The sequence below is a fragment of the Streptomyces sp. NPDC050211 genome, from assembly GCF_040656035.1.
GTDB lineage: Bacteria > Actinomycetota > Actinomycetes > Streptomycetales > Streptomycetaceae > Streptomyces.
The window spans coordinates 1-16949 of the sequence record NZ_JBFALC010000111.1 but is presented as its reverse complement, the minus strand read 5'-3'; the positions used below and the strand labels follow the sequence as shown (position 1 = coordinate 16949).

The window sequence follows — 16949 nt, the reverse complement described above, 5'->3', positions numbered from 1 at the left end:
ATCCCAACTCGGCGACGAGCCGCGACTGCTGACCCACACCCGATGGTCCGTCCCGCACTCCTCGATACGGGACGGACCATTTCGCTTGCGGTCGTCAGGGCCGCGGGCATGATCCGCGCGGTTGAGCCCCATCCACGAGCCCGCGCACGCCGTCGTCGCCGCCGCGCGCCCCTTCTATGTCCAGGAGGGGGAGCCAGTGATGCGGCTTCGGTGGGTGGAACTCGCTTCCTCCGCCGTCCCGCGCAACGGGCAGGTCCTGAGCGCGGGGTTGTGCTCGGTGTCGTACGAGTCCGGGACCAACTAGTGGGATGTGACTGCCGTTCCTTGTGCTTGGCCGACCACGACCGCTCCGAACTCCCCACCCGCGCACACCCAGGAGGGGAACGGGCCAGGTGTGGCATCTCAGGAGGGTGGCGCCCCGGCCTCGATCACTGCCCGGTAGGCGGCGATAGGGGCAAGATCCCTTCCGGAGCGTTCTGCGGCTGCGGGCTCCGCAGAACGGGCCGGACGCGGACCGGATCCGACCGCACGCAGATGGTCGGCTGCCTGGCGCCGGGGCGCACCGGCACCTTCACCTCCGGGTACTCCATCGTCAAGGCCGACGGCAAGGACGTCGTGTTCATCATGAGCTGCATGGACGAGGCCTGACTGGAGGACGACAGCTTCCTCGGCGAGGACCCGCACTGGGCCGGCGCGATCAAGTAGCAGGCGACGGCAAGTGACCTGCATCACAAGATGCTCGCGCCTGAGGTGAACGCGAGGTCCAATCATGTGTACACCCAGTGCCTTTGCGCTGCTCAGAGTGACCTTCGGAGTGGTGGGTTGCGCATCGTCGCTCATCGTTGAACTCGCAATGAGTAACCGAAAGTTGACGCTCCGAAAGATTCTCAGATGCTCGTTGCACGATCGCACCCTCAGATCGGTTTGCTGATCCCGAGAGCGCAAACAGCTCTCCGGTGCCCGGACAGGGGAGGGCGGCACCGACCGCTGACGATAAGGACCTCATAGCCGTGAATGACGTAGCCGGCATTGCGCTGACCCTCTCGGTGGTCACCGCGCTGCGCGTGTTCGCCCCCGCTGCCTGGAGGCTCACCCGGCGCCTGCTGGGTGCGACCGTCCGCATCGGAGCCGAGTCCCTCGCGGAACGCCGGACCACTGGCAGGGCGTCGGACGTCGCGCAGAGTGCATCGGAGAAGGGCGCCCGCCTGTGACCAGCCCATTCCAGCCCCAGCGCGTCGTCCGAACGATGACCACTGAACTGCCCACGGCCTTCTGGGCGTTCCACAACCTCTACTACCGGCCCTACCTCGAATACGCACACATCCAGCTCGGCGAGCAGCGCGCGGCCGGGGAACTAGTCCACGCCACCTTCATGGACCTGGCCCTGTACTGGCCAGACATGATGGAGGACGAGAACCACGAGGCATACGCCTGGGCCCTGCTGCGCGAGCGGATCTCCGACGAACTCCGGCTCCAGGGCCGCACACCGGCGACGGTAGAGACGGCGGCGTTCGCACGCGTCAACCGTGCCGCCCTGGAGTCCGTGCGCGACCAACTGGCGGACATGGAGAGCTCGCTGGGCCTGTACGCGGCCATCTCCCGACTTCCCGAGCGGCAGTTCGACGTGATGGTTCTGCTATACGTGCTCGGATATCCCACCGACCGCACCGCCCACATCCTGGGCGTGACCCCGGCGACCGTGCGCTCGCAGGCACGCCACGCCAAACGGAAGCTGGCCAGAGACCTTGACCTGCCCGCCGACCTGACGGCGGACTACGACGATTCGGAGTGACCACCCGATGCGACTGAAGTCCCTTGAAGAGGCCCTCGCCGACGCCCGCGTCCTGGACGGCCAGTACGACACCTACGACGTGGCGAAGGCACGCGGGCGCATCGCGAAGGAGGTGGCACGCTCGCGCTGGGAGAGCCTGTTCGAACTCAGGCTCCCGCGCCTGCTGGCCCGGCGCCGCTGTGGCGACAACGCCGTGGCCCGCCCCCTCCGTGAGGGCGACCACCGCCGCACACCCCGCCCTGTCAAAGCCGCGCAGGACCTGTACGCCCTGGCCAGCATCGTCGTCCAGGACCGCGAGGCGCCGTCCTACGTGTCCCGGTTCGCAAATAGCCGCCGCATCGAACCGGACGGCGCACTGATCTTCGCCTGCGTGCTCGACCTCGCTCAGCAGGAGGAAGGCGCCCAGTTCTGGTGGCAGTTCGCTGCCGGAGCGGGCAGCGCCACGTCCGCCTACTGCCTGTACCTCATGCACCTGCGCCGCGGCGAAGTACGCGACGCCGAGCACTGGGCCAGGCAGGTTGAGCGGCTTGATGCCGAACCCGATCAGTACCGGCCCCGTGTCGACGAGCTCAAGCCATGGCGCGCGGAACGCCCCCGTGCGGCGCTACGCCACGCAGTAAACGACATCGACACGAGCTGTGACGAAGACTACGGACTCGTACCGCATCTGGATCCCGCGCTGGCAGGCCGACTGGCAGAACTCGCCGCTGCGGGGTGAGCGACCGTACGGGTGGCTCACGAGGTCCCGCACCACGCGCTGAGGCGGGACCTCGCCCAGAAGGCGGACGCCGACCAATCCTCAACCAGAACCTGCCGACCCAAAGGCGACACAACAGCGAGCGCCCCGGTCAAGGGCGACAACCACCTCTGCGGCCAGCTGAAGTGCACAGTGGCCCGGTCCGACTAACCGCTCACACGAGTGATCTTGCCACTCAACCGCGGGCGCGTCGGGCGCGGACACAGCTACGAAGGTCACGACCTGTTCGTGACCTTCGAAGGGACTCCTCGTGCGCTTCGCTCACCCCGCCCTTGTGGCCACTTCCCTCATCGTTCTGCTCGCTCCCGCCGAGGCACATGCCGCCGCTCCCCCTCTCGCGGGTGCTCCTGGCGACACCATCACGCTGCCTGTGCGAGACGCACTAGCGGCGCTGCCTGTCCGAGCCGAAGACACCAGCCCCTACAGCAGGGACGCCTTCAAACACTGGGTGGACGCCGACGGGGACGGCTGCAATGCCCGCGCCGAGGTCCTGAAATCCGAGGCCGTCGTCGCCCCGGAGCAAGGTCCGCGTTGCACCCTGAGCGGCGGCGAGTGGTACAGCGAATACGACGACACCTACGTGCAGGGGCCGCGAGGGCTCGACATCGACCACCGCGTTCCCCTCGGCGAGGCGTGGGAGAGCGGTGCGTTCGCGTGGACTGCGACGGAGCGCGAGGAGTACGCCAACGACCTCGGTGACCCGCGTTCCCTCATCGCGGTCACGGCTGCGTCCAACAGGGCCAAGGGCAAGAAGGACCCGGCCGAGTGGCAGCCCCCGTACGCAGGGAACAGCTGCGGGTACCACACCGACTGGGTGGCGGTGAAGACGCGCTGGGGCCAGTCCGTCGACCCCGTGGAGAAGAGGGTGCTCGCCGAGGAGCTGGCCAACTGCCCGGACGTTCCGATCACGGTCACCATGGCCAGGTAGGGGTCAGTGCCCGCCGCACGGCGGGCCTGTCCGATGAGCGCGAGAGCTGGCGCTCGCCTGTCAGTGACCAGGGTGGGCTCGTGCCGTCTCGAAATTGCTGGTCGCTCAGATTGACGGCGATGTATGGGGGACAATCCTTGTCCAGTGCCAGGCCGACAGCACTACAGCTGCGGCGAGCCACACAACACCCAACCAGGGGTAAGCGGCAGCGCCGGCGCAGTCGTCGAGGTCCACTTGATCTTGGCGACAGCTGTGCGGTGTCCCGACAACCATCTGCACCGGCCATGCCAAGATCACTGCGGTCACGAGGCCGCTGACGGCCCCGAAGCCTCCTGCCGCCGTACATCGATCCCAGCTGCTGCCCGGCCCTGGAGGTGTCGGGCGGTAGAAAGCGGCTATTTGCAACGCCAGCGCCGTCCCCACGGCGAAACTGAGCCAGTCGTAACGCCCTCCGCCCAGCGACAGAGTGATCACTGCTGCAAGCGCCGCCGACCACAATGCAGCCTGGTCGGTCGCGCTTCTGCTCTGCTGAGACACACATCCTCCGGAGCCACCCTTGTGCTGCGCGGAGAGGCTACGACCGAAGGTCGATCCCAGGCCGGGAAAGCCATAGACCGTGCCTCATTGGAGTGGATCGGTGGCCAACCGTATTGCTCAACTGGCCAACTCTCGTACTCATCGGCCAACTGGAGCACTCAGTCACAACTGTCCCGTGTCATCGAACCTTGAGCGTGTGTCACCGAAGGTTGATCGCTACCGGCACCCCTATCAGGGCGTTGGAGGAGATACGCCCGATGGTCAGACAGCGCGTAGCCGCGGCCCCTGGAGAGCTTCGGGCTCCTCAACAGGGGCGTCGGAGGTGGCTTCTGCCGCCTGCTCTGCCGTGTCCTGGGCCGCGGAGCGGAACTTCGTCTTGAGGTGCGGCGTCACCTTCATGGTGGCGACGGTGAGCGCACCGCCCGCCACTGCGGAGACCGCGACAAGCCCGGCGACGGCTCGTCTCCCGTTGAGCAGGTCCGCGTGGCCGACCAAGTTCCGGGCGCCGTCGCGCAGGAGCGTGCTGTACCCGCCGCTCGCCGAGTGCGACAGGGCTGTCCCGACCGCGCGCTTCACCAGCATCAGTTCCCAGACCGAGCCACCCCAGCGAATGTTCATGAGGCCACTGTAGGAGGCTCCGGGGAGAGGAAGCGGCGGTTTCGCCCGTATCTCCTCCGCCCACCTACCAGCCCATGTTCTTGGCCACCTCGTCCTGGGCTGCGGCAATCTCTTCCTCGGTCGACTCGGTGACGTCCACCTCCTCCAGGCGGGCCAAGAGGTCCGTAAGGGCTTGCTTCTGAGCTGGGTGCGTGATCGGCACAGCGTTCAGGTCGGTGCTCATCAGCCAGTCGAACAGCACGATGGCGTCGGCACGCCAGAGGCGAAGATCGACAGTCGGTGTAGACCCCCACGGGAAACCAGTTTCCATGCAGGCATCGTGCCAGGTCAGCAGCGTGCTTTTGTTCGTGGGCGCTTAACCCTCACAGCCGATCCCGAAGCACGCAGCCGACCGGCTTCTTCAAGGCCAGCCCCTGACCGGCGCGACCAATCTTCGATGACACAAGCGATCGTCGGTCAAGGTTCGATGGCACGCGCTCAACCTTCCCTACCTTCTTCTTCGGGACCGGGCGAACCCTTCGTATGGTTGGCCCACCCAGGGGCGTCGGGTGTGGATTTCAACCTTCTGCCGCTTGTGGCTGGCATCGATTGGCCGCCCGGCGCCCCACGACGACTCGGCTGCCAATTAGGAATTGCGAATGATCGCTCCGTAGGGAATCGACAGCGAGGTCGTCCGTCGGGAGGCACCAGCAGTACACCGCACGGAGGCACAACTTGGCCGCGATCTGGGCTGGCATCGACGCAGGCAAGACCCACCACCACTGTGTCGCGATCGATGAGAGCGGCCGTCGGCTGCTGTCCCGACGCGTCGCCAATGACGAGACCGAGCTGCTCGAACTCCTCGCCGCTGTCCTGGCCCTGGGCGACGAGGTGAGCTGGGGCATCGACCTGGCAGACGGCGGAGCCGCCCTGGCCATCGCGATCCTCCTCAACCACGACCAGCCCGTCCACTACATCTCCGGCCGAACCATCCACCGTGCTTCCGAAAGCTACCGCGGTGAGGGCAAGACCGATGCTAAGGACGCAGCGGTCATCGCCGACCAGGTTCGCGTCCGACGGGACCTGCACCCTTTACGCGCCGGTGACGAGACCGCCATCGACCTCAAGATCCTCACCGGCCGTCGCATGGACCTCGTCGCCGACCGCACCCGCACGGTCAACCGCCTCCGCGCCCAGCTCACCGGCATCTTCCCCGGCCTGGAGTGTGCGCTGGACCTCACCAACACGGGCCCGCTCACCCTCTTGACCGGCTACCAGACTTCGGCTGCTATACGCAGGCTCGGCGCCAAGCGGCTGGAGACCTGGCTGCGCAACCGCAAGGTCCGCAGGGCCGGCCACCTCGCTGAGACGGCCGTAGAGGCCGCCGAGCGCCAGCACACCAGCCTGCCCGGCGAGAAGCTGACCGCGCAGCTGGTGCACACACTGGCGAAGGAGGTGATGGCCCTCAACCAGCAGGTCGCTGAGCTGGACAAGCTCATCGAGGCCCGGTTTCGCGACCACCACACCTTCGAAGTGATCACCAGCATGCCGGGCCTGGGCACCATCCTCGGCGCAGAGTTCCTGGCGGCCACCGGCGGCGACATGAACGTCTTCGGCACTCCCGACCGCCTCGCCGGCTTCGGAAGTGTCGCTCCGGTCCCGCGCGACTCGGGCAAGATCAGCGGGAACCTGCGGCGCCCGCAGCGATACAACCGCCGACTCCAACGGGTCTTCTACACCTCGGCATTGTTCAGCATCCGCCACTGCGAGGAATCCCGTCGTTTCTACGATCGCAAACGCGCCGAAGGAAAGCGCCATACCCAGGCCGTTCTGGCCCTCGCTCGTCGGCGCGTCAATGTCCTGTGGGCCCTCCTGCGTGACGGCCGGTGCTACGAGCCAGCTCCGCCGGCAAGGGCTGCCGCGTAGGAAAGAACGCGACCCGCTGCACGCGGGCCAGTCAGTCTGACGGCCCCCTTCAGACCAAGCAAAACTCGTTACCTTCCGGGTCTGCCATCACCACGTGATCCGGCCTGCCCTGCAACTCGTCCTCGCGGACCACGGTCGCGCCCGCAGCAGTCAACCGCTCCACCGCCTCGACCACGCGCGGCCAGCGCACCTCCCACGGTGTTTCACGGCCGCCACCGACTTGCACGTCAATGTGCAGCCGGTTCTTCACCACCTTCGGCTCCGGCACCTTCAAGAAAGACAAGGTGGGGCCTGCGCCGTCCGGATCCGAGAGGTACGCCCCGTCATCCCACTCGTCCTCCGGAACCTCATGATGCGAGAACCACTCCTCCCAGCTTCCGAACCCTGCGGGCGCTGGCTTCTCCGCATAGCCCAGCGCCAGCGCCCAGAACGCGGCCAGCTTCGCCGGGTACGCGCAGTCGATCGTCAAGCTCCACTTGGTCGCCATGAGCCCTCCCCAGTCGGAGGAACGGACTGTACCGCGCACCTCCGACACATCCTTGCCGCCGCCTCGCGCATACCCCGCGGCTTGACGAACGGCATTAGGAATCGATGGCACAGGACAACAACTGTGTGACTTAGCGCTTCAGTTGGCCAGTGTGCGCTTCAGTTGGCCACCCTGTGCTCAGTGGCGGTTGGGGGCCGGTCCTCAGTCGTCAGACGGAGTGCTGTTAGCCAACCGCCTCGGGGGCCTTCGGTGTCGCGAGGCACTCATCTGGAGCGGCGTCCGTGTTGTCCTGTGGAGCCCGGCTGTCAGTGCTGGGTGGAAGACTGCCCCGCATGATCGAAGCGAATCCGAAAGCGGACCTTCTCCGATACCTGCAGGACGGGCGTGACGCCCTGTTGTGGAAGCTCGATGGGCTCTCGGAGTACGACATCCGCCGCCCGCTGACTCCGACGGGCACGAACCTGTTAGGGCTGGTCAAACACATCGCCAGCGTGGAGTTGGGGTACTTCGGTGACACATTCGGGCGGCCGTTCTTCGACGAGGAGCCGCCGACCTGGTGGTATACGGAGGACGCAGAACTCAACTCGGACATGTGGGCCACTGCAGACGAGTCACGCGAAGACATCGTTGGGCTGTATCACCAGGCGTGGGAGCACTCCAACAGCACGATCGCGACGCTGACACTTGACGCGATCGGTCACGTCCCGTGGTGGCCCGAGAAACGGCGAGAGGTGACGCTGCACCACATCCTGGTGCGCGTGATCTCTGATACTCAGCGTCACGCTGGCCATGCCGACATCGTGCGAGAGCTCATCGATGGAAGCGTCGGGTATTTGAAGGGCAACGACAACCTGCCGCCAGGCGATCAGGGATGGTGGGAGAGCCATCGGCGCCGGCTGGAGCGCGTGGCGCGGGAAGTAGGCAACGGCTGATCCCGCCCTGCTGCTGCCGATCCCATCGGCTCAGTTGGCCGCTCGCGTGCTCAGGCGCGGTACGACGTCGGCGTGGCTAGGGGACCTGCTTGTAGGTGACGGTGGTGGTCGGGCATGTCTCAGCGAGGCGGTTCAACGCGTCCCGCTCGGCGACGTCCGCCGTCAGCCTCCAGCGGAGCTTGGCCGCCACCCATTCCGCGGCATACGTGCACCGGTACGCCGGCACGGGCCGCCAGTCCGCCGGGTCCTTGTCCGCCTTGGACCGGTTGGACGTGCCGGAGACCGCGATCAGGCTGTTCGGCGTGCCCTGGTCGTTGGCGTACGCCTCACGCCGCGTCGCCGTCCAGGTATCCGCCCCGGAATCCCACGCCTCGGCGAGCGGGACCATGTGGTCGACGTCGAGCGCAGCCGCTTCAGTGATCCACACCTGGTCGTACTCCGACCACCACCGCCCGCCTGTCAGCGCGCACTTCGGCCCGACTTCCGGAGCCAACTTCGCCTCGGCAAGGATGACCTCCCTGCGGGTATCACAGCCGTCGGTGGCGTTCAGCCCCTTGTTCCAGTGCTTGAACTCTGCGCGCCTGTAGCCGGTCCGCGGTTCCGGTTCCTCAGCCTCCCCGATCCAGGCCAGCGCCTGAAACAGCGGAACATCCGTCCCTGCGAACGGGGCGACCACCTTCGAGGCCACGGCAGCCGGGCTGACCGGGGCGGGCCGGCCAGCCGGTTGCGCATGGACGGAGGTGTGGGCGGCCAGCGGAAGGACGGACAGGGCGAGCGCGGACAGAGCGCGCAGCAGGTTCTTGATCACACACCGGGTGTAGCCGCAGCGGACTGCAATTCGCAGCACGACCGACCGGGTCCTCACCCAGGTGGGCGCCAGCTTTCACCGCAGGAACGATCAACCCGGTGGGAGTGGCTCGTCAAGTCGGCCAACTGTCGCGCTCAATGGTCAATTAGCGTGCTAAGTCACATCTGGTGTGACTGAGCACGCCAGCTGGTTGTGGCCGCGGTTGCGTGATGACTACGGACATTGACGGCTCCGCGCTACGTAATTGGCACGAGGACTCACGTCAGCGCGGTCACAACCAACTAGCGTGCTACCCGATGTGGCGCAGCGGATCGATCCTGCTGTCCGTCGGCCCGTGGCAGAGTGCCGAGGTGCGATGGCGGGTGATCTCCGCGGTGTCGTAGGGGGTGGGCGACGGGCACGGTCTGCTGCGCGGCCGCCGCGTGAGGGTGGCTGCCGCCGGGCGCGGCGCCGCGGCCGCGCCCCGGTATGCCGGGATGTGGCTGCCCGGAGCCGACGGCGCTACCGCCCCGGTGTGCACCGGTGGCGCGCAAGAGATCGAACCTGTAGCCGCCGGCGAGCGTGGGTCGTTGACGGGATTGAGGGCGAGCTGTAAGCGACTTGGCAACCGTCCTTCTCGGTGAGGCCCGCCCGCCCCGAATCAGATCTCCCGGCAGGCCGTAAGCGCAGACTTTGACCGATCATCAGGAGTGCTGCCGTGCGACCCACAGAGCCATCATCTGCGCCCGGCAGCCTTGGTTGGAACCGTGAGACAGCGATGCTGGCGCTCCTGTCCTTCGCCATGCTGATCGTTTCGCTCGACCAGTACATCGTGGTCGTGGCACTCCCCGACATCGCACGCGACCTCGGCTATTCCGCGCGGACGCTCCAGTCGGTCATCAGTGCCTATGCAGTTGCCTCGGCCGGCTTCCTGCTGTTCGGCGGGCGTGCTGCCGACCTGATCGGGCGACGCCGCATCCTGGCCACCGGCCTGGCACTCTATGCCGCGACGGCGCTCGCGGGAGCACTCGCGACCGGCCCCGGAATGCTCCTCGCCGCCCGCGCATTCCAAGGTCTCGGCGGAGCCCTCGTCTTCCCCACCACCCTGGCACTCATCAACACCACCTTCGTCGAAGGCCGCGCCCGCAACCGTGCACTGGGCATCTGGGGAGGGGCAGGCGCGGCAGGACTCGTCATCGGCGTGCTGCTCGGCGGTCTTCTGACACAGGCGTTCGGCTGGGAAGCGGTCTTCCTCGTCAACGTCGCCCTGGCCGGCCCTGCGCTGCTGCTTGCGTTCGTAGTGATCCCCCGGGACGGCGCACGCGAGAAAGGCCGCACGTTCGACCTACCCGGTGCGCTGAGCGTCACTCTCGGTGTCACACTCATCGTGTTCGCCCTCGTGCAAGGCCCCGGATTGGGCTGGCTCTCGCCGGGCATCCTGGTCAGCGCAGTAGCGGGGCTCCTGCTGGTGGGAGCTTTCGTCACCATCGAGCGGCGCAGCCACGACCCGCTCATGCCACCCCGGCTGCTGTCCAACCCGAACCTGATCACCGGCGTCGTCATCGCGTTCATGTTCATGGCGACCTTCGGCTCCGTGCTCTACTTCCTGTCCATCTACTTCCAGGAGGTTCTGGGCTACGACGCTTTGCAGACCGGCGTCGGCTTCCTCATCCCCACGGCAGTGGTGGTGGCCGGTTCGACAACCGCAGGCCAGCTCGTGACGCGGTTCGGGCTCAGGCGCACGTTGGCCGCAGCCCTCGCCGTCGGTGCGCTCGGGGCGGTCGCACTCGGCCTCGCGATCTCGCCGAACGGCACCTACATCGAACTCATCCCCGGCCTCGTGGCGCTCGGCGTCGGCGACGGGGTGGTCTTCACCACCATGTTCATCGCCGCCGCCACCGGAATCTCCGACCGACAACAAGGCATCGCCTCCGGCGTTGCCTCCACCGGCTCAGGCGCGGGCGCCGCTGTGGGCCTCGCCATCCTCGTTCTGGTAGCGACTGCCGACCTCGATGGCCTCTCCGGTGAACAGCTTCGAATCGCCACCGCCGACGGGATCAGCACCACGCTCTTCGTGGTGGCAGGCGGAATCGCGCTGACCCTCCTCGTCGCCTTGCGCCGGTGCCCGACACCGCCCGAACCGCAACCCACCCCCGTGCCTTACCAGACCCGCCGCTGCTGACAGCGTCCAGGGCCTGCCTGGACGAGGAAAGCGGCTCGCAGCGACTCGGCCGTAGCCGTCACGGAGGCGCGGTCACAACCCGCCAGCTGGCCACTTTGAGCATCACAGTTGGCCGCAGAGTAGCGACGCATTCATGGTTCTGATGTCGGTTCTGATGAAGTCTGGCACGATGCCGGGTTCGGCCGCTGTGCTGGGAGTGCCGCTCTCCAGGGCTAGCCCTGTTCGAGACGCTCAAGGCTGTGAGCAGCTTCGTCGGCGTATTCGGGGTCTCCCGAATCAACAAGCCACTGCAGGGCGGAACGGCCCCGTCCGGGTTTGCCGATCTGATCGTAGAAGAACGCGAGCCAGTGGGCTGCGGTGGGGGCATATTCGGGATGCCGGGTGTCGAAGGCGATTTGGAACGACTCCGCCACCTGGTCGGAGCGGGTCCTGTCATAGAGCTTGTTCGCCAGTTCCCACTGCATCATTCCGAACCCGATCGCGGCGGCCGCTGACACCTCCTCGTCGGCCGACCGAATCATGAGTGGATAGATCTTCTCTGTCACCCGGGGTACCGGAACGTCAGCGAAGGAGTAATTCGCTCCGAGCGCGCTGCCGATGCTGATGGCGGCCCGTCCAAGCGACTCCTTCTTGTCAGCTGCCTGGAAGCGGAGGGCTTCCTGATACATCTGATGTGATCGCCGCAAGTCACCGAGCTGGGCGTGCACGGCCCACAGCTGCAACGCGGCATTGCGTGCAAGGTAAGGGTCCCGGGATTGCAGCACCCGTTGGAATGCGGCTCTGGCCAGACTCAGCTTGCCGGACTCAGCCCAGCGGTGGCCGAGACCAAGCACCGCCCGCTTCGATCGCAGCCGGGCCAGGAGCAACCGTATGAACGTCATGACACGCATCTATCACCGATCCTTCGGGACCGGTCCCGGCCCTGTTCCCCCGGCAACGGAAGACAGCTGCGGCCTGAAGAAGCCCTTCCCGCAGCGTGGCCGCGAACTCCTCCGCCCGCGCGAACTGTTCGAAGGCGCGGAGTAACGCCGTATCCCGCTCTCTTGGCATCGATGCGCAACTGAGCACGAGGCGGCCAACTGAGGCGCTCACTGGCCAACTGGCGCGCTCAGTCACACCTGTGACTGAGCCTCCTACTTGGCCGGCTGAGCATCCCAGTTGGCCACTCGGCCTGGCCCGGTCGAAGTGTTCCTCGGCAGGCAATGAACGGCCTGGTAGGCGGAAAGGGTGAGAGCCCGTCCGCATGCCCGTTCGCAGCGGCGGGCGTCCCGGCTGGCAGAGGTGGCCGCGCCTATCGTGCGTCCATGCCCGGAGTTCCCGTCGACAGTGGTCCCACGTCGGCAGACTGGCTGAGCGCCTATTCGACGGCCTTTGCTGCGGTTGGCACCGTGGGGGCGTTGCTACTCGGCTTGCACCTGTGGTGGCAAGACCGGATCCGACAACGCCGCGCCCAGGCGCGCCGCGTACACGGCCATGCTGTCCCAAAGGAGGGATACATGCCGGGCACCTCTGTCAGAACGGTGGAGTACGTCATCGAAAACAAGAGTGACGGTCCGATTTATGTGGTCCACCTGCCCCGAGAGGGCGGTGCCGTGATTCCACTGAGCAACATGATCCCGGCCGAGACAGGTATCCGTTACCCAATCGAGCGCGTCGACGACGTGGAGCGCCTGGGGCTGGCGGACGGCAGCGTGAGCGCCGTGCCCATCACCTTCTCTTTCACCGACCAAGACGACACCCGATGGACGCGCTTCAACGACGGGCGCCTCAAGGAGACGTCAGACGCTCCCTGACCGGGCGCACATTCTCAGTGGCAACCGAACCACCCAGTGGCCAGGTAAGGCGCTCAGTCACAGCTGCTGTGACTGAGCACGCTGGTTGGCCACTCCGAGCATCAGTGTTGGCCACGCGCCTGAACGCCGAACTTCCGGTATCGGTCTGGAGGAGCAACTCCTCCCACCTGCCCACCGAGAAGGCCAGGAGTACCCTGTCGAGGCTGAACTCCTGGGCCCGCATGTCGCGTTAGTCCGTCGCGCGTTCCCCCTGGACGCACACCGCATACACGGTGAACTCCACATCTGATGAAGTCCGTTTGCCCCTCGGATCCGCTGGGCCCGTTGGGCCTGGGGCCGGTTTGTCCAATGAGGCCAGGCTTTCCACCGTCCAGCCCTTCCCGTCCGAAGACGGGTAACTGCCCTTGGCGCCTGGGCTGTACCCGAGGTCCTCGCCGTACCAGCCGCCACCCGTGACGAAGTACCCGTCCGGGGCCTTCGCCTCGACCCTGCGTGTGCCCTTTGCGGTGACGATCTTGTATCTCACGCCGCCGCCGAGGGCGGTATGCGCTCCATCGCGGACCTGGCCAAGCGCCTGAGAAGGATTCTCGAACATTCCCACAGCAGTGCTCCCTTCGCCGGAATCGCCTGATCCATGCCACTCCGGGGCACCGCGGACACCGATCATCACTCGTTCGAGAAGGTGAGGGCTGGGCCAGTGGTCGTGCGCACCGGCGGGCGTCCGCAGCAAGAGCAAGCGGTGCCACCCCTGTGCACCGCTTGGACAGGCAGCACACTCAGTGGCCAGGCTGAGCGGTCATGCGGTCGGGGTGGCATGGCGGGCTACCTTGACCGCTGAGATCAGCAAGATGATGGCAAGCACGGGGATGAGGGCCACGTCGGGGATCACGCCGAGGAGGAGTCCGCCGAGCAGTGCCCCAATGATCGAACCTGCGGCCATGAGCGCGGTGAAACGCAGGTTGGCGCCAAGGACGGCGAAGCTGCCGTCGCGGCTGTAGCGGGCGAACGCGACGAGCATGGTGGGCAGGGACACCAGCAGGGACAGACTTCCTGCGATCTTGATGTCGACGCCGTACAGCAGAACGATCGTAGGGATCAGCAGCTCGCCACCCGCCACACCCATGATGGCTGCGACGACCCCGATGCCGAACCCGGCGGCCACGCCGGCCGCCGCCTGCACCGCGCCCGGCAGAGCGAGTGATCCCAGTGAGGTGGTGTGGGTGAGCACGAGCGCGGCGGCCATGCCGACCATCAGGAGTGCGAGGACCTTGCAGAGAGTGGCCGAGCGCATCCGCACGGCCCACGAGGCGCCCACCCACGCTCCCAGCAGGCTCCCGGCCAACAGGTTGATCGCAACTGTCCAGTGGGCGCCCAGGTCCGTGAAGGACACAGCGGCCAGCCTGGCAGGGAGAGCGGTGATCACGACGACCAGGCTCATCGCCTTGTTCAGGATGACAGCCGACAGCGCCGCGAATCCGAACAGGCTGATCAGCAGCGGCAGCCGGAACTCCGCGCCACCCAAGCCGATCATCCCGCCCAGCACGCCGATGGCCGCTCCCGCACCGAACGCCAAGGCCGTCGAGTGCGTCGGATGTGCGGGAGCGAGGTCCTTGTCGGTGACCATAGCGGGCATCTTCGCTGGCGGCCGTTCCGGGCCGCTACGGCCCATCCCCAGTTTCGAGGGAAGGCACCAGGAACGCACTCGGGGTTCGTTCGGTCCTCTGAAGCATCGCGTGCGGCGAACTGCGGCGCTCAGTACGGCCAACTATCGCGCTCAGTGGCCAACTGGAGCACTCAGTCACAAACTGACGTCACGGGCACGCGGAGTAACTTGGCCAGAAAATCGAACATGTGGCCTAATAGCTTGCATGGAGCACGCCCCCTTCCCCTCCGACCTGATCCAGCTCCAGGCGGACTGGCAGCGCACCTACGCGGCGCTCGCCGCGCCGCGCCCGGTGCACACCACCGCGCTGCGCCGCCGGCTACACGCTCTGTCTGGTCAGCTGCTGTTTCATCCGTACTGGTCCGGCCCCGGCCGGTTGCCCGGCGCGCGAGTGGAACTGCGCCGCCAGGCCCGTGCCCTGGTACGGCTGCCGTGACACACCTGGTCCGCCTCCAGTTCGGTGCCGACGGTCCGGCAGTCACCGGACAGTGGGCTGACGGTGCGACCGCCCGTCGAACCTGGCGGGACTGGGTTGGGCTCTACGGCAGCGGCGAGTACGTCGTCATCCGGCTGACCGACGACGCTGACGGGAACGAACGCCTGCTCATAGCGTGGGAGCAGGGGCGCCTCATCGCGACGGAATCGGACGGCGGTCACCGGTCCGAGAGCTAGTGGGTCCGCATGCCTTCCGCTGAACGGCCACCCCCAGAGGTTCGGGTGATCCTGCCCGATGGGCAGGAACTCCGGGGTCGGCTACACGCGCGAGGGCAGTTCGCCAAGGCCGGGTGGATGTATTGGGTGGCGCTGCCGATGTGGGCCGACGACCCCGACACTGAGACCGTCGAACCACGTGAATACCGGGTTTGGCTCACCCCTGGCCAGGCACGCCCTATCGACGGCGTCCGGTACGACGCCGTCCCCACCTACCCGCTGCGCCGCGAGGAGCCGACAGCTCAGGCGGCCGACCGGTGGGCGTGGAAGATCCAGCGGACTCCGGCCGCCGGCGGCCGTCCCGCCTCGTACGTCGTGCACGTCTGGGACTGCGAAGAGGCAGCCCCGGAAGCTCAAGAGCTGGATGTATCTGCCGCGCTTGAGGTACTGCGCCGCCCCGGCGCTGTGCCTTGTTCCGAGTGCGGGGCGGATGTCGCTCTCGGGCCGTTGGCGTAGCCGGAACGAACTCGGGTGACATCGAGGTGCGCGCCGGGGGCGGCTGACACCGGGGCGAGCTGTGGTGCTGCTTCAACGGGCCGACCGAGGACCGGGCGGTGATGGCGGCGTGGGTCCCGTTCCACGAGCCGGAGTGGCAGACAACGGTCACCTACAAGCGGATGTACCTGACCGTGCTCATCCAAGGCTAGGCATTTGCTCAGGGAACCCAGTCCTTTGGACATTGAGGTGACGCAGGCACCAGGGTCTTGATGGAGTGACGGCATGACGACACTGCCGCACCGCGTCCTGCGGGCGCTTGACCAGTTCAATGCCGCCCACCCGTGGGACCACAACGCCCACTACCACCCGTGGATCCTGCGGCAGCTCCCCCGGTGGTTCGACAGTGCCCTGGACGTCGGCTCCGGCAGTGGCGTCCTGGCCAGGCTCTTGGCCACGCGCGCCAACAAGGTGCACGGCATCGACTCCGACCCGAAGATCACCTCCCGGGCCCAGGACCTGACCTCTCCGGCAACCGCCGTCACCTTCACGACCGCAGACGCGCTGACGGGAATCCCCGCCGGCTCCTACGACGTCATCACATGCGTCGCAACGATCCACCACCTGCCGTTCACCGACGCCCTCACCGCCTTCCGCCAGCACCTGACACCCGGAGGAACCCTTGTGATTCTTGGGCTGTCGCGCCCGACGACTCCCAGCGACCACCTGCTCGGAGCCGCAGCCATCCCACTCAACGCCGCCACGGGCTGGCTCAAGAACAAGGGCCACACAGCACCTCGTCCGGTCTCGATGACCGCCTTGACGCGACCAGCGGACATGAGCTTTCCCGACATCGTCCGCGAGGCTCAAGCGGTGCTGCCCGGCGCACGACTGCGCCGTCGGCTGTTCTGGCGCTACACGCTCGTATGGCACCACCGTTGAGCAGACTCTCCGTCTCACTCAATCCAGTCCTCGCAGCTCAACCTAGGTGGCCGGAGACGCTGGAAAGTCCGCTGGTGAGCAGCCTGCGCTCAAGGGTGGTTGGACATTCTGCTCAGAGATAGTTGGCCTTACGTTCCTGGGACGGGATGGTCGAGCCATTCGTAGGGTTGGGCCGCCCAGGGGTGTCGAGTGTGGCTTTTAGTTGGCTGCCGTCCGTGGCTGCGGTGGCTTGGCCGCCCGGCGCCCCACGACGACCCGGCCGCCAGATTGGGAAGTGCGAGCAAGATCGCTGCGTAAGGCCATGCCGGCGAGGTCGTCCGTGGCACCAACCGCCCCGCACGACGTCTGGAGCGCCATGAACCGGATCTGGGCCGGTATCGACAGCGGCAAGACCCACCACCACTGGTGCGACCTGCAAAGCCTCTCCGCATGAGCGGATGACAGAAGGGAGATACGTCAACCTCGGCGAGTGATCAATGC

20 protein-coding genes are annotated in these 16949 nt (G+C 66.7%); 14 read left to right on the top strand and 6 right to left on the bottom strand.

Annotated features, from left to right (window positions below; all coding sequences use genetic code 11):
* The first annotated feature begins 121 nt into the window (after positions 1-121).
* The 5 genes from AB0I98_RS47450 to AB0I98_RS47430 all read left to right on the top strand — a co-directional run bounded on the left by AB0I98_RS47450 (position 122) and on the right by AB0I98_RS47430 (position 3477).
* On the top strand, positions 122-304 hold the full coding sequence (locus AB0I98_RS47450; RefSeq protein WP_362952358.1) for a hypothetical protein: 183 nt from the start codon (positions 122-124) through the stop codon (positions 302-304).
* A gap of 706 nt (positions 305-1010) precedes the next feature.
* On the top strand, positions 1011-1211 hold the full coding sequence (locus AB0I98_RS47445) for a hypothetical protein (RefSeq protein ID WP_362952356.1): 201 nt from the start codon (positions 1011-1013) through the stop codon (positions 1209-1211).
* Between the two features lie 35 nt (positions 1212-1246).
* Positions 1247-1792 carry a sigma-70 family RNA polymerase sigma factor gene (locus AB0I98_RS47440; protein WP_362952354.1) on the top strand — a complete coding sequence of 182 codons (546 nt, stop codon included), beginning with the start codon at positions 1247-1249 and terminating at the stop codon, positions 1790-1792.
* Positions 1793-1799: 7 nt separating this feature from the next.
* On the top strand, positions 1800-2510 hold the full coding sequence (locus AB0I98_RS47435; RefSeq protein ID WP_362952352.1) for a hypothetical protein: 711 nt from the start codon (positions 1800-1802) through the stop codon (positions 2508-2510).
* Between the two features lie 328 nt (positions 2511-2838).
* Positions 2839-3477 carry an HNH endonuclease family protein gene (locus AB0I98_RS47430; protein ID WP_362952362.1) on the top strand — a complete coding sequence of 213 codons (639 nt, stop codon included), beginning with the start codon at positions 2839-2841 and terminating at the stop codon, positions 3475-3477.
* A 798-nt stretch (positions 3478-4275) separates the two neighbouring features.
* Here AB0I98_RS47430 and AB0I98_RS47425 read toward each other — a convergent pair.
* Positions 4276-4632, bottom strand: a complete 357-nt coding sequence (locus tag AB0I98_RS47425) for a hypothetical protein (protein WP_362952350.1) — start codon at positions 4630-4632, stop codon at positions 4276-4278.
* 64 nt (positions 4633-4696) lie between these two features.
* A complete protein-coding gene (locus AB0I98_RS47420; RefSeq protein ID WP_037886894.1) occupies positions 4697-4942 on the bottom strand; it encodes a hypothetical protein in 246 nt (81 codons plus the stop codon).
* 404 nt (positions 4943-5346) lie between these two features.
* Between AB0I98_RS47420 and AB0I98_RS47415 the strand changes: the two genes are divergently transcribed.
* Positions 5347-6537 carry an IS110 family transposase gene (locus AB0I98_RS47415; protein WP_362952348.1) on the top strand — a complete coding sequence of 397 codons (1191 nt, stop codon included), beginning with the start codon at positions 5347-5349 and terminating at the stop codon, positions 6535-6537.
* Positions 6538-6586: 49 nt separating this feature from the next.
* Here AB0I98_RS47415 and AB0I98_RS47410 read toward each other — a convergent pair whose 3' ends face one another.
* The gene (locus AB0I98_RS47410; RefSeq protein WP_362952346.1) at positions 6587-7024 is read right to left on the bottom strand and encodes a VOC family protein; all 438 of its coding nucleotides are present in this window, start codon (positions 7022-7024) and stop codon (positions 6587-6589) included.
* 332 nt (positions 7025-7356) lie between these two features.
* Between AB0I98_RS47410 and AB0I98_RS47405 the strand changes: the two genes are divergently transcribed.
* Complete coding sequence (locus AB0I98_RS47405; RefSeq protein WP_362952344.1) at positions 7357-7956, top strand: DinB family protein; 600 nt, start codon at positions 7357-7359, stop codon at positions 7954-7956.
* Positions 7957-8032: 76 nt separating this feature from the next.
* Here AB0I98_RS47405 and AB0I98_RS47400 read toward each other — a convergent pair whose 3' ends face one another.
* Positions 8033-8800, bottom strand: a complete 768-nt coding sequence (locus tag AB0I98_RS47400; protein ID WP_362952360.1) for an HNH endonuclease family protein — start codon at positions 8798-8800, stop codon at positions 8033-8035.
* Positions 8801-8973: 173 nt separating this feature from the next.
* Here AB0I98_RS47400 and AB0I98_RS47395 point away from each other — a divergent pair, with 173 nt between their 5' ends.
* On the top strand, positions 8974-9147 hold the full coding sequence (locus tag AB0I98_RS47395; RefSeq protein ID WP_362952342.1) for a hypothetical protein: 174 nt from the start codon (positions 8974-8976) through the stop codon (positions 9145-9147).
* Positions 9148-9521: 374 nt separating this feature from the next.
* Complete coding sequence (locus tag AB0I98_RS47390) at positions 9522-10925, top strand: MFS transporter (protein WP_362952340.1); 1404 nt, start codon at positions 9522-9524, stop codon at positions 10923-10925.
* Between the two features lie 212 nt (positions 10926-11137).
* Here AB0I98_RS47390 and AB0I98_RS47385 read toward each other — a convergent pair whose 3' ends face one another.
* Positions 11138-11815, bottom strand: a complete 678-nt coding sequence (locus AB0I98_RS47385; protein ID WP_362952338.1) for a hypothetical protein — start codon at positions 11813-11815, stop codon at positions 11138-11140.
* Between the two features lie 414 nt (positions 11816-12229).
* On the opposite strand from AB0I98_RS47385, the gene AB0I98_RS47380 reads away from it, so the two are divergent.
* Positions 12230-12718, top strand: coding sequence for a hypothetical protein (locus tag AB0I98_RS47380; RefSeq protein ID WP_362952336.1), 489 nt, complete (start codon positions 12230-12232; stop codon positions 12716-12718).
* 796 nt (positions 12719-13514) lie between these two features.
* Here AB0I98_RS47380 and AB0I98_RS47375 read toward each other — a convergent pair.
* A complete protein-coding gene (locus AB0I98_RS47375) occupies positions 13515-14342 on the bottom strand; it encodes a sulfite exporter TauE/SafE family protein (RefSeq protein ID WP_362952334.1) in 828 nt (275 codons plus the stop codon).
* A 244-nt stretch (positions 14343-14586) separates the two neighbouring features.
* On the opposite strand from AB0I98_RS47375, the gene AB0I98_RS47370 reads away from it, so the two are divergent.
* The 4 genes from AB0I98_RS47370 (at position 14587) to AB0I98_RS47355 (ending at position 16469) form a co-directional block, all read left to right on the top strand.
* On the top strand, positions 14587-14817 hold the full coding sequence (locus AB0I98_RS47370; RefSeq protein WP_362952332.1) for a hypothetical protein: 231 nt from the start codon (positions 14587-14589) through the stop codon (positions 14815-14817).
* Positions 14814-15053: a hypothetical protein gene (locus tag AB0I98_RS47365; RefSeq protein WP_362952330.1), complete on the top strand. Its 240-nt coding sequence runs from the start codon at positions 14814-14816 to the stop codon at positions 15051-15053. The genes AB0I98_RS47370 and AB0I98_RS47365 overlap by 4 nt, the downstream gene beginning before the upstream one ends.
* A 126-nt stretch (positions 15054-15179) precedes the next feature.
* Entirely contained in the window at positions 15180-15548 is a 369-nt protein-coding gene (locus AB0I98_RS47360) for a DUF6233 domain-containing protein (protein ID WP_362952328.1), read from the top strand.
* A 264-nt stretch (positions 15549-15812) separates the two neighbouring features.
* On the top strand, positions 15813-16469 hold the full coding sequence (locus AB0I98_RS47355) for a class I SAM-dependent methyltransferase (RefSeq protein ID WP_362952326.1): 657 nt from the start codon (positions 15813-15815) through the stop codon (positions 16467-16469).
* The last annotated feature ends 480 nt before the right edge of the window (positions 16470-16949 follow it).

Coding starts and splice junctions, on each gene's coding strand:
- AB0I98_RS47440 (WP_362952354.1), top strand. CDS start 1,247: ATGACCACTGAACTGCCCACGGCCTTCTGGGCGTTCCACAACCTCTAC.
- AB0I98_RS47435 (WP_362952352.1), top strand. CDS start 1,800: ATGCGACTGAAGTCCCTTGAAGAGGCCCTCGCCGACGCCCGCGTCCTG.
- AB0I98_RS47425 (WP_362952350.1), bottom strand. CDS start 4,632: ATGAACATTCGCTGGGGTGGCTCGGTCTGGGAACTGATGCTGGTGAAG.
- AB0I98_RS47420 (WP_037886894.1), bottom strand. CDS start 4,942: ATGGAAACTGGTTTCCCGTGGGGGTCTACACCGACTGTCGATCTTCGC.
- AB0I98_RS47410 (WP_362952346.1), bottom strand. CDS start 7,024: ATGGCGACCAAGTGGAGCTTGACGATCGACTGCGCGTACCCGGCGAAG.
- AB0I98_RS47405 (WP_362952344.1), top strand. CDS start 7,357: ATGATCGAAGCGAATCCGAAAGCGGACCTTCTCCGATACCTGCAGGAC.
- AB0I98_RS47395 (WP_362952342.1), top strand. CDS start 8,974: ATGACTACGGACATTGACGGCTCCGCGCTACGTAATTGGCACGAGGAC.
- AB0I98_RS47390 (WP_362952340.1), top strand. CDS start 9,522: ATGCTGGCGCTCCTGTCCTTCGCCATGCTGATCGTTTCGCTCGACCAG.
- AB0I98_RS47385 (WP_362952338.1), bottom strand. CDS start 11,815: ATGCGTGTCATGACGTTCATACGGTTGCTCCTGGCCCGGCTGCGATCG.
- AB0I98_RS47380 (WP_362952336.1), top strand. CDS start 12,230: ATGCCCGGAGTTCCCGTCGACAGTGGTCCCACGTCGGCAGACTGGCTG.
- AB0I98_RS47375 (WP_362952334.1), bottom strand. CDS start 14,342: ATGGTCACCGACAAGGACCTCGCTCCCGCACATCCGACGCACTCGACG.
- AB0I98_RS47370 (WP_362952332.1), top strand. CDS start 14,587: ATGGAGCACGCCCCCTTCCCCTCCGACCTGATCCAGCTCCAGGCGGAC.
- AB0I98_RS47355 (WP_362952326.1), top strand. CDS start 15,813: ATGACGACACTGCCGCACCGCGTCCTGCGGGCGCTTGACCAGTTCAAT.